Here is a 13,702-nt window from a genome sequence, read left to right as displayed (position 1 = left end):
CACTTTTTTCAATCGAACTGTACTCTCTGCGACTGATGTAGTTCATTCAAATTTGCAACCCAAGAGTTAAACATGCAAAAAAAGGAAGCACTTAAGCCCTTTACTGAATCGTATCTTAAATCGTTAATCGCCGATGTTTCTAACAAAGCCGCGCTTACGTTAGATGCTGACGTGCCATTTGGCGAATTGGGGATTGATTCATTTCATGTATTAAAAATTATTAAACGCCTGGAAGAAGAATTTGGTGATTTACCGAAAACATTACTGTTTGAGAATTTCAATATCAGTGACCTTGCCAGGTACTTTATTGAAAGGCACCCGTCTACAGTTAGTCGTCTTTTGAGTGCGAGCGATACAGTGTCGATGCAAGGTGGCAAAACGACAGCAGCTGTCAACGACCAGAGACACACTACAGGTACAGGACTTGATATAAATAGAGTGACAAACTCCTCCTGCACCGTCCCTTTAGGTCTGCCTGCAGAGCCAATTTTGATGTCCTTTAAGCAAGCACTGGAGCAATCCGCCATAGCAGAACTGTTATCGCCAATTTATGCTGCTTACAAAAACGAAGCTTCCGTTTCACGCGGTATGCGTAATATTGCACCTAACCTTTTTTTGGGGAGAGAGCGCAAGGGCTTTATCAATTACAGTCGCAGTAATAGTATCATTCTGGCTTATGCCTATACCGGTCCGGAGTATTATTTCGAAACAATTGTTGAGGAATTCTATAGCCACTGCATAAATCTAGATTTACAGCTCAATGTGATCTGTGATGTACCATTACAACAGGTGGGGCATATTGCTTTTAGTGCCACACCTTTTGGTGTCGTGCAACGAATCAGAAATATACGCAATTTTTCCTTAGAGGGAGGGAAAATGCGTCGTCTACGTTATTTGGTGCAGAAATTTGAAAAACAGGCTGGAGCACAGCTTATTGAATACCAATGTGGTAATGATTCGGCAGTGGATGAAGAAATTGTTGCAGTTATTGATGATTGGTGTTCCGAACGCGTCATGATCAATCCGCTTGTCTACATCGCTAGAGAACAAATAATATCAGGGACTTTCAGTCCTGAACACAGGATTTTCCTGACCCGAACAGATAACCTGTTACAGAACGTCATTATCATCACTGCAATGGAGGGAGAGGACAAGGGTTATCTGATGGATCTGGAATTCTATCCCAAAGACATGCCGTTTGGCGGATTAGAGTTTGCGATTGTTGAAATTATCAAAATTCTGGCTGCAGAAGGCTCCAATTTGCTTAGCCTGGGAGCAACTTTTGGTCCTAAACTCAATGATAGTGCTAATGCTAATGCTAATGCTGATGTTGAGATAGATCATTTACTTGACGAGCTACGCGAACAAAATCTGTTTAATGATGAAGGCAATTTACAGTTCAAAAATAAATTCAGACCAAAAAATAGCAGTATTTACCTTTGTCGTGAGCAGGGAGCAGGACGTGCTGACAATATCATAGATATTGTGATGATGATCGCTGATCCGGAGAAACTACAAACACCAGATGATGAAAATTTCAATTATCCAATTCAACAAATTTCCCAAACCAACTCAATTATAACGTCACAGCAGACTGAAAGCGCTTACTACCCTCTGACTACCGGTGATGAGCAGATATTTGGTGAGAATGGAATTTTGTTACAGGAGCATGGATATAACCCCTTGAATATTGCTGCCGATCAGGTTTTCGTAGACTTAAAAACTGACTCATGGGCGCAGCTAACCGGTGATACAATCAGTAATAGAATTGCCAAGCTACATCAAGCTTCCGGATTACAATTTTCTCTGCCAAAGGTAATCCGGACAATTTTTCCCTTTAGTTACTTTGCTATTGCTGACTCAGGTAGAGCAGCGGAAGATGCATTTTATCGGGCATGGGCTGAGTGTGGCAAAGAGGGCAAGGTCATCCCGCAAAATATCCTATTTCCCACTTGCCTCTTCCATCAAATCGATAAGGGCTTTACACCATTAGAAATGCCTGTGCCAGAACTTTTCAACCAGCATGGGAACCTCTATCAGCGCGGTAACATCGATTTGACAGCACTGCAAGAATATCTGCAAACAAATGCCGGTGAGGTAGCTTTTGCTTGTGTTGAAATTAGTAATAACGCTGCTGGTGGCAGCCCGATAACCTGTGGGCACTTAGCCAAACTGAAAGCACTACTAGATAAATTTGACATAGCCCTGATAATGGATGCTACCAGGATATTAGATAATGCTTTGCTGATTTGTGACAAACCACAAAACAATAAGGCGGTGTTGGCTCAGGTTAATGAATTGTTAATGTTCGCTGACGTGGTAGTGGCGAGTTTGGCGAAAGACTTCGCAATCAACAAAGGCGGCATAATTGCCAGCAATGACGCAGATTTGATCAACCAGGTTGAAGCCGTCATTCAAAATCAGGCACTGGGATTGGATGTAATTGATCGCAAGGCATTAGTCAATGCCATGCAAACTCAGAATTACTGGATGAATGCTGCCAGAAATCGTATCCAACAGGTCGCTCAACTGGCAGACGAATTCGTGGCGCACCAGCTGCCGATAGTCACGCCTGTCGGAGGTCATTGCGTCTTGTTGGATGTTAAACAGCTAGAGCCATTTGCAGATTTTGCGGAGCCTGCTGCTTCATTTTGTGCTTGGTTATTCAATCAAACTGGGATTCGTGTGAGTGTGCACAATATAGGCATGCAAACAGCTACATCAATCAATGAACTGGTTCGGCTTGCCGTGCCATTGGGAATGACATCACAACAAGTTAATGATACTACTGAGCGCTTCTTGCAGGCATTGCACCAGCCAATCAATATTGCAGAGCTGGTGCGAACCCATGAGTTCCAGAGCGAAGTAGAACTGATGAGCCGTTATCGGGTGAAAGATTGGTATAATGTAGAACAATCTACCGTAAATAACGATCCTCAGCCCTCCACGGCCGTCACTAATTCAGCTATAGCAACAACCATTCCGTTAACATCAGCCACGCAGCCAGCAAAGAATTTATCCTCAGCCAAAGCCACCAATAAGGAGATTGCCATTATAGGTATGGCTGGACGTTATCCTAAAGCTGACAATCTTCAAGAGTTATGGGATAACCTGATTACCGGTAGAGATTGTGTAGAAGTCATCCCAGAGGACAGATACTACGGACGTCCGCATTTTGCCAATACCATTCGTTATCGGGGGGGATTCATTAATAATATTGATAAGTTCGATTCCCTCTTCTTCAATATTTCACCACGTGAAGCCAAAGTTCTGGATCCTCAGGAACGATTGTTTTTGGAAGTGTCTTGGGAGACTTTGGAAGACGCCGGATATTATCCAGAAAATATCGTCAAACAAGATCAACCTAGGGATATCGGAGTATTTGTGGGTGCGGTATGGACTATGTACCAGCTGCTTGGCTCAGAACAAAAGATTTCCGGGCGTGAAATCAGTAGTAATTCATTTTTGTGGAGCATCGCCAACCGGGTTTCTTATTGGATGAACTTTTCTGGCCCGAGTTTAACGATAGATACCGCCTGTTCTTCCAGTCTTACTGCCATGTATCAGGCTTGTGAAGCCATCAATCAGGGGGACTGTAGCGCGGCACTGGTGGGCGGGGTTAATTTAGATTTGCACCAACATAAATTTGATATTAACTGGAATGGGCGGGCACTCTCCCCGGATGGTGTCTGCCGCAGTTTTGGCGAAGGGGCAAATGGCTATGTTGCTGGAGAAGGCATTGGGGCAGTGTTACTTAAACCATTGGCACAGGCACAACAGGATCGCGATCAAATTTATGCCGTGATCAAAGCAGTTGCCGTTAATCATGGCGGTAAAACCAGCGGTTACACCGTGCCCAGCCCCAAAGCGCAAAGTGACTTGATCAAACAAGCATTGCACAAAGCTAAGATCACGCCAGAACAGGTCGACTATATCGAAGCTCACGGTACTGGCACTGAACTGGGCGATCCGATAGAGATATCGGCGTTAAATATGGCGTTTGGTTCAACCAATGTGATATCCAGCAGTATTCCGATTGGTTCTATAAAATCCAATATTGGCCACTTAGAGGCCGCGGCGGGAATCGTTAGTGTTCATAAAGTGGCGTTGCAAATGCAACGGAAACAGTTAGTACCATCCTTACATTCTCAGGCACCAAATCCACTGATCGACTTTGATAATTCTCCTTTTTATATACAACAAACTCACTCCGAATGGACACCAGCGGCTGGGAAATTAAATGATAGCAAAGCACTTATTGCTGGGATCAGTTCGTTCGGTGCTGGTGGTGCTAATACTCATCTCATCCTGCAACAGTACAAGCCACATTCAGTCGCTGCAGTCAATGGCCAAAGCCGTATCAATCACACAATTGTGCCGCTGTCAGCCCGCAATGAAAAACAGTTAATGGCAATCGCCGACAGATTACACCGCTATCTACTAAAACAGACAGACAACGATAGTCTGCCTGATTATTCTGATCTGGTATTTACCTTGCAGTGTGGCCGTAAATCCTTTGAACATAGGGTGGCGATACTGAGCGATAACTTTGTAGATTTGACCAAACTTTTGGAGTTAGTTGTTTCTGGCGCCACAGATGAGAAAATTCTTCGTGGTAATAGTAAGAATTCTCTGCAATTGACCGAATATATGACACAGTCTGAAAAAACAGAATTGTTGAACATATTGCTGCAGCAACCACAACCTGAAAAGCTGGCAAGGATGTGGGTTGATGGAATACTAAATGATTGGCAGGGATTTACAGAACTCACTACAGCAAAACGTATTGCCTTACCAACTTATCCGTTTGCCAACAAGCGACATTGGATTGATTCTGAATTGCAATTACAGAGCGTAAACCTGACAGCTGCTTTGCACCCGTTAATAGACGTCAACGCATCAACCTTCGAAAGGCAACTGTTCAGAAAAACATTTACCGAACAGGACTTCTGTATTCACGACCACCTGGTGTCTGATATTCCAACATTACCAGGTGTTGCCTACTTAGAGCTGGTACGAAAAGCAGCAGAGCTGTCGGCAAGTCGGCAGGTACAGAAACTTCGTAATGTAGTTTGGGTAAGTCCGCTCACAGTGGAAAAGGCGGGTGGTACAGAAGCATTTGTTGAATTGATGCCTCAGGAGGGCAGTGTCAGCTTTGAAGTTTTCAGCGAACAGGAAGGTCGCAAACTACTGTATTGTCAAGGTAAACTCGAATATCGCCCAGAAAATCCGCCAGTCGATGAGTTTATTGATTTGGCAGCAATAGAAGCACGTTGCAAAAAAGTGATTGATGCTGCCGATATTTATCCACTATTCAACTCATTGGGGTTGAGTTTGGGTCCAAGTTTCCAGGCTTTGCAGCAAGTTCGCCACCATGAAAAAGAAATACTGGGTGTTCTGAATCTCCCTGAGATCAAAGGCGGAGAGCTGGAAAAGTTCTGGCTGCACCCCTCCATAATAGATAGTTCGTTACAAGCGGGAATGGGAGCCAACGTTAGTGATGGTGGTGGTGAAATGTATATACCTTACTCAATTGGTCAAGTGGAAATTTTTCATCCCTTATCGCCGAATTGTTTTAGTTACGTAGAAAATATCACCAAAAAAAATGCCAGAGTCTCCAAGGCCAATATCAGGATAGTGGACGCAACGGGCAGGGTATTGGTGAAGATCAATGAATCAACAGGAGTTCCCTTACTGGATGTACATGCTAAACGCGTATCAAGTACCACGGATGTTCAGCGCCTGTTGTATACTCCCTATTGGCAACAGGCCGATGAGCAACCCAGTGACGTGCAACAACAGCAGGTTGGGCAGTTGTTGTTTTTATCCAAAATCCAGGATAATTTTGCAAGCTACCAGGAAAAATTAAATCAACAAGGGATCAGTCTTGACAAGGTTGTACTGGCGTCTCTTGGTAATCATTTCAGTAAAGTTGACACCCACCATTATTGTATAAACCCCTCAGAGCAAGAAAATTACCAACAACTACTAACAACCCTACAACAACAGGGTCGCACTCCTGATGTTATCTATTTCGACTGGCACTCGACTGAATTTGACAGTCAGCCTGTGGAGCTGGATAGGCAGCTACAGTCAAGTATTTATAGTTTGTTAACACTTCTTAAAGCCCTGTCGAAGGCAAAGTGGACAGGAAAAATATTGTGTCCTTATCAGTTTAGTGGTCTACCTAATCCTGTTATTGAGGCTATTAATGGTTTTGCTATTACCGCTCAGTTAGAAAACAGGAAAATAAAAATTAAAACTTTGGGCTGGGATACAGCACTGACAATGACTCAAAAACTGGCACTATTACAATATGAAGGATTTGTCGCGAGTCAAAAAGATGGTGTTATCCGTTATATTGATGGACAACGATTTAAACGACAAATGGCCGTCGTTGCCCCGGAAGTTATGCAGCCAAGGGAGATCGCAATTAAACAGGGTGGCGTTTACCTGATTACAGGCGGCGTTGGTGGACTTGGGCTAATGTTCGCTAAGCATCTTGCAAGACGTTATCAAGTTAAATTAATGCTAACGGGACGTTCACGATCATCTGCCGTAATTGATCAGAAATTACAAGCACTCAGAGACGCTGGTGCTGAGGTGAGTTACTTTGCAGCTGACGTCAGCAAAATTACTGATGTTTCCAAACTTACCCAGGCCACTCGAGATACCTTTGGCACGATTAATGGAGTTATTCATAGCGCTGGGGTGTTACGTGATTCGTTATTGCAACATAAAACAACTGAAGAGCTTGATGCTGTATTGGCGCCAAAGATTCAAGGCACACTTCATCTTGATGAAAGCTGTCAACAGGATCAGCTGGATTTCTTCGTGGTATTTTCATCGTTGGCTGCGGTGGGTGGTAATGCAGGACAGTCAGACTACGCGTATGCTAACCATTTTATGGACAGTTATATGCACAGACGCCATGTGTTACAGCAACGAGGATTGAGATATGGTCATTCGTTGAGTTTTAACTGGTCGATTTGGCGTAATGGTGGTATGCAGTTGGATGATCAGACAGAGCAGTTTTTCCGCAATGTCCTTGGTATCACTCCGCTACAGAACGATGTAGGACTGGAGGCATTTGAGCTTGGGCTGACCAGCAAGCTGAATCAGTTAGTTGTTCTACAGGGCATTCCAGATAAAATTGAAAATGCTTGGGGTATACGTAAACCGCATGCTATTGCAACAGACAGTAGCATTAATCAAACTGCCGCTGTCAATGCGGATGAGAGCAAACTTGCAGATCAGGTGTCGCAGCGTTTAGTACGGGTGGTAATGGATTTTCTGGAATTGGCAGAAGAAGACATCGATCTTGATGAGATCCTTCTGGATCTGGGGTTTGACTCCATTGGATTAACCACTTTTGCCAATAAAATTAACCAAATTTACAAGCTGGATGTGTCTCCGGTACTGTTTTTTGAATATCCGTCGATTCGCGAATTGTCAGGTCATTTGGCAAAGACCTATCCAGAACAAGTCGGTAGAGAAAAAAACGACAGTATTGCGGACCCGCACCCAAAGACAGTGCAACCTCTACAAGCCACTGGGCATCCAGTCACCTTTTCTAAACAGGCCAGCGCGAAATATCTGGGCAGTGCCATTGCAATACCAGAACAAGCAGCTCAGATTAACCCGGCAAACCGCTTTGTCGATATGCCAATAGCCATTGTCGGTGTTGCTGGCACTATGCCTCAGTCAGAAGATGTTGAAGAGTTTTGGCAGAATCTGCGCGATGCTAAAAACATGATTACCGAGATCCCCAAAGAACGTTGGTCATGGCAGGAATTTCTTGGCGATCCTATGACAGAAATGAATAAATCCAACTCTATATGGGGTGGATTTATGAAGGAAGTGGATAAATTTGATGCGTTCTTCTTTGGAATCTCTCCCAGAGAAGCAGAGATGATGGATCCGCAACAGCGGATTTTCTTGCAGACTGTCTGGCATGCTATTGAAGATTCCGGACATAAAATAGCAGATTTGTCCGGCAGCAAAACGGGTTTGTTTGTTGGCGTTGCCACTAATGATTATACCGATGTGATCAGAGATATGAAGTTACCTCTGGATGCCTATACTTCTACAGGTAACTCTCACTCTGTACTGGTAAACAGAATTTCATTTTTACTAAACCTGAGAGGTCCCAGTGCACCGATTGATACCGCCTGTTCATCATCATTAATTGCCTTACATCGCGCCATTGAATCCATCCATACTGGCAGCTCTGAGATGGCAATTGTTGGCGGAGTGCAGGTCATGTTATCACCATCTGCTTACATTTGTTTTGGTCAGGCAGGCATGTTGAGTACTGATGGTAAATGTAAAACCTTCGATAAACGTGCAGATGGCTATGTACGCGGTGAAGGTTCTGGTGCTGTAGTGTTAAAACCCCTGTATTTGGCTGAAAGGGATAAAAACCCGGTTTATGCAGTGGTTCGTGCAACTGCAGAAAATCATGGCGGTAAAGTGACCACTTTAACGGCGCCCAATCCTCAGGCCCAGGTCAATCTGCTGATTGAAGCATACAAAAAAGCTGATATTGATCCAACTTCAGTAGGATACATTGAATGCCACGGCACCGGAACCAGCTTGGGTGATCCGATAGAAATCAAAGGACTGAAAGGTGCATTTAGAGAGTTATTTCATCATCATCAAAATTTATATGCAACCGAAAAATTAATTGGTTTGAGTTCGGTAAAAACCAATATTGGTCATCTTGAAACTGCTGCTGGAATCTCCGGGATAATTAAAGTATTGATGGCGATCAAACATCAGCAAATTCCGGCATCATTGCACTTCGAGAAATTGAATCCTTATATCGATCTTGACAGTACCCCATTTTATGTGGTGGATAAAACTCAGACTTGGAAACGCAGAAAAGATACAAGTAATCAGGAATTACCCCTGTGTGCCGGAATTAGCTCGTTTGGTTTTGGTGGAGCCAATGCGCATGCTGTTTTGCAGGAATATCGCTCTACTTGGCAGTCAGATGTTACGCTTAGCGCTCATCCAATCCTGATTTCAGCGAAAGATCCTAAACGTTTGCAGGAATACGCCAGTAATCTGTTGCAGTTTATTGAAAGGCATCAACCAAAGTTGACGGAGTTTGCCTATACTCTGGCGGTTGGCCGTGATCTTATGGATTTCCGAGCAGGATTTGTCAGCAGCTCCATACAAGATGTATGTGATAAGTTACGACAGATTGCAACAATTACTGAGTCAACTGATTCCATTTACACCTACCAACTGAACAAAGATAAAAAAGCTGATAAAGCCTGGTCCCAGCAGTTTTCTCAAATCACAGTGACGGCCAATAGTGTCGAGTCCGAACTGATCTCTGTAGTCAATTCCTGGGTACATGGTGCTTCTGTGGACTGGCAGCAACTTTATAGTGAACAACTTCCAGCACGTATTTCTCTACCTGGATATCCTTTCGCTCGCCAGCGCGTGTGGTTGCAGCAAATGACTGGTGATGACAATGTAATGCCGCAGTTTATCACTACCGACGGTAGTCAACCACAGCTATCGCTGCTGTGCTACCAACATACCTGGCAGACCACAACAGTTGCTGAGCAGTGGCACAATCCGGGCAGAGTATTGGCCCTGGTCAATAGCAAAGCAGGCAAACAATTAGTTGCTGAGTTGCTGGAGCCTCTGGTAGATCAAGATATTATCTGGCTGTGGCCGGGACAAAAGTACGCGTTGCAACGGTCAAAAGAATTTACCCTAGAGGTGAATTGTGAAGATCACTATCAGCAGTTGTTCGAGCGGCTAGCTGATGCGGACCAGTTGCCAGATACCATTATTTATCACTGGTCATACACTACTGATTTTGGTGTTGAAGACGATTTAACTCCGCAACTTACTTTGGCACCAATCGCTACCATGTTACTGCTTAAGGCGATGACAGCACAGACTAGACGCTCACTAGGGTTTAGTTATCTGACGGTTAGTCAAAGCCATAACTTAACTCCTGTTGATGGGGCTGTGAGCGCTTTGTTTAAAAGTCTGGTTAAGGAAGGTTTGCCGCTACGTTTTAAACACATTGCCGTGCGCAATGCTCTGGGTAAACACAGCTTATCACAGGCTGATATGAGGCAATTACGTGCAGCATTAACCAGTATTGATGTGGAGATGAAACAGCTGGTTATTGACAATGGACAGCTGTTGTCATGGGAGGCAGGCTACGTACCTCTGGCTGCACCAGCACTAAAGCCATTTAAGCAGCAGGGTGTCTATGTGATCACAGGCGGTACAGGTGGATTGGGGCTTATTTTTGCTACCCATCTCGCGCAATATGTGAAGGCCAGGCTGGTACTGACCGGTCGCTCCAAACAAGACAATAGAATTACAAGGTTGGTCGATAAACTTCAGTCAGAGGGTGCTCAGGTACGCTACGTCAGTGCCGATATTGCTAATATCAATGATGTTATCCGTTTGCGGAAAACAACTTTATCCGAGTTTGGATCTGTTGACGGCATCATACACAGTGCTGGACTCACCCGTGATGCTCTCCTCAACAATAAATCGCTGATAGATATTGAGGCCGTACTTGCTGCTAAAACACACGGCGCAGTGAACGTGGTCCAGCAATTTGCTGAGCAAACTCCCGACTTTGTGGTGCTGTTCTCATCCATTACGGCCACAACGGGCAATGCTGGACAAAGCGATTATGCCTATGCCAATGCTTTTATGGACAAACTGGCCCATCACCTCGCAGAGCATAACGGACTGGGTAAACTGTTGGCTATCAACTGGCCATTGTGGCAGGACGGTGGTATGCAGGTGAGTGACGATATTGTAACCATGTTGCAGTCTGCCGCTGGGCTACATCCACTCACCACCGAACAGGGTATTGCAGCATTTGAGGCGGCCCTGTCAGCACATCATCCACAGATTACGGTTGCTTTTGGTGAAGCTGGCAAAATCACCCCCATTTTTATATCAGCTGCAAGCAGCCACACAGCGAGTGGCAGTAAAGTTGAAGATGATGCTGCAAATCCACTGACAAAGCAAGATATGCAAAGCTTGGTTTCCCAGTGGTTTGAAGACGATTTTATGAGTTTGGTTGAAAACGTGCTCAGAGTCGACAGGGAACACTTTGCCCGTGACATCAACATGGGTGATTATGGCTTTGATTCCATCAGTTTGACCCGACTATTTAAGATCATTGCAGATACCTATGCGTTTAACCTTACTCCATCCACTTTTTACGAATACCCAACCTTTAACGAACTGACGGCTCATATAAGTGAGCAATATGCGACAGAATTGAGTGCCCACTACCAATCGCGTATTGATGAACTCAATATCCGGCAAAAATCCCGGGCTGGACCTGAGTCGGTAGCAGCTTCGACAGCTGTGCCGACGCTTAGAGATAAAGTTGCTATAGTGGGCATCTCTGGTCGTTTTCCGGGTGCGGCCAATGCCGATGAGTTTTGGGACAATCTTATTCATGGTCGTTCTGTGGTCAGTGAACTGTCATCACAGCGGCATCAATTAGCGCAACAGATTGATAATACCATTTCAGCAAGTGCGACGATTCGCGGTGGTTTTATCAATGAAATTGATCAGTTTGATCCATCGTTCTTTGCTATTTCAGAAACAGACGCAGCATTAATGGAGCCCTCACATCGCTTATTGATCGAAAGTGTTTGGCACACTTTCGAAGATGCAGGATATCGCAGCAGTGCTTTCGCAGGTAGGAAAGTGGGTGTGTTTGTGGGCGGAAGCTCAGGTGAATACCAGCGAGTACTGGCGAAACACAAACCTGCGGCGACGCACTTGCATCCGCTCAATACTGAACACAGCTTGCTAGCAAACAGAATCAGTTATATGTATGACCTAACCGGTCCAAGCGAAACCATTAATACCACTTGCTCCAGCGCATTGTTGGCAATACACAGAGCCGTGGATTCTATATTGCAGGGTGAATGTCAGGCCGCTGTAGTTGCTGGCGTTAACATTATGATCAATCCGATGCCGCCTGATTTTGTCAGCGGCAGCATGTTATTTTCTGCCAGTGGGCAATGCCGAGCGTTTGATAAAAATGCTGATGGTTCAGTGCCCGCGGAGGCAGTCGCCAGTGTGTTACTAAAACCTCTGTCACAGGCCGAGGCAGATGGTGACAACATCTATGGTATTATTCGCGGTTCGGGTGTCAATCACAAAGGGCAATCAGGTGGATTGTTCGCCTCCAGTCCACACGCCCAGGCAGATCTGATTTCCCGAGTGTATGCTAAAGCAGGTGTCTCACCCGACGCCATTAGTTACATAGAAACCAATGGCACTGGCTGGCCATTGGCAGATGTCATAGAAGTCGACGGACTGAAACGGTCGTTTACCATGATGGCAGCACAACAGAGGCAACAGCTGGCAGCAAACTATTGTTATCTCGGTGCGATTAAATCCAACACAGGTCATGCCGGAGCAGCGGCGGGTATGCTGGGGCTGATTAAGGTGCTGATGGCGATGCGTCATCAATGGCTTCCGGCTAATTTGAACCTAGAGCAGATTAATCCCGATTTGCAACTTGCCGATTCACCTTTTCGGCTACTGACCGAGCCTGTTGCGTGGCCATCAAATCATTCTCAACCCCGCCTGGCTGGTGTCAGTGCATTTGGTGTTGGAGGCACTAATGCCCATATACTGCTTGAAGAGTATACTGCGCAGTACGAAGGCATTACCGCAAGTCACCTACATCAGTTGATTTTCCCGTTGTCAGCAAAAAGCAAAAAACAGTTGCTGCAAACAGCTGACAACCTGTTTACTTGGTTACAGTCTCAACAGTTAGATAATGTCTCCTTGCAGCAAATAGCAGCGACCTTACAAATGGGTAGAGAGGCGTTTGACCACAGATTGGCAATTGTTGCACAGAATCATGCACAACTCTGTGATGGGCTGGAAGCGTATTTAACGGGAAATCTTGATTCAAGCTCGCTATTTTATGCCAATATAGCCGAGGATGCAGATAGCATTCGCTTACTCCAGGAAGATCCTAAAGTGGCCGCATCCCTGATCACGAGTTGGGTGAATAACGATAAACCGGAAAAATTGATGGAGTTCTGGTGCCGTGGGCTAAACATAGACTGGCAGCAGATTTATGAAGATAAATTGCCTCTTAAGCAATCTTTGCCTGGCTATCCTTTTGCCCGTAATCGTTATTGGGCAGATATGGCTGAGATTTTCACTCCGGCAGACACCAGTAACGACCCGTTACAGAATGAAACAAAATTTGAATTCTATCAGTTTTATCGTAATTTCCCTGCTGGCGAAAATATTCAGTCGCTAACACGGTTAGATGCCGTTACAAGAATGATCATATTTATTAGTCAGTATATTGCTAAAACGCTGACTGCCAGTCCGGAGAATATTTCTCATCATCAGCACTTTATTGCCTTAGGAATGACATCGCTGGAAATTTCAAGTCTTGCGCTGGAACTGAGCGAATTACTGACCATTAAGCTGTCCGTTGGCGATTTGTTTAATTATTCTACCGTGTTATCGCTGGCGAAGCAGCTTGCGGATAAATATCCGAAAAAAATCATGTCATTGCAACTGGTAAAAACCCGGGCCAGCCTAAGCAGCCTGACAGCGATGGAGCATAATCTGGAAGTAAATGATTTGATTGATGAGATCAGACAAACTGATAAGTCAGAGTTTTCTGATGTGGATCAATTTACATTTTAAATGATTT

1 protein-coding gene is annotated in these 13,702 nt (G+C 44.7%); it reads left to right on the top strand.

The annotated features are described in order from the left end of the window. The first annotated feature begins 72 nt into the window (after window positions 1-72). Window positions 73-13,695, top strand: coding sequence for an SDR family NAD(P)-dependent oxidoreductase (locus M8T91_RS15025; RefSeq protein ID WP_301414979.1), 13,623 nt, complete (start codon window positions 73-75; stop codon window positions 13,693-13,695). Window positions 13,696-13,702: the final 7 nt, after the last annotated feature.

It is taken from the genome of Microbulbifer sp. MI-G, from assembly GCF_030440425.1.
Classification (GTDB): Bacteria; Pseudomonadota; Gammaproteobacteria; order Pseudomonadales; family Cellvibrionaceae; genus Microbulbifer; species Microbulbifer spongiae.
Note: the sequence above shows the minus strand (reverse complement) of the source record. Positions and strands in the feature narration are given on the sequence as shown.

Bases quoted from the DNA above. Each gene is read 5' to 3' on its own strand.
- M8T91_RS15025 (WP_301414979.1), top strand. From the start codon at position 73: ATGCAAAAAAAGGAAGCACTTAAGCCCTTTACTGAATCGTATCTTAAA.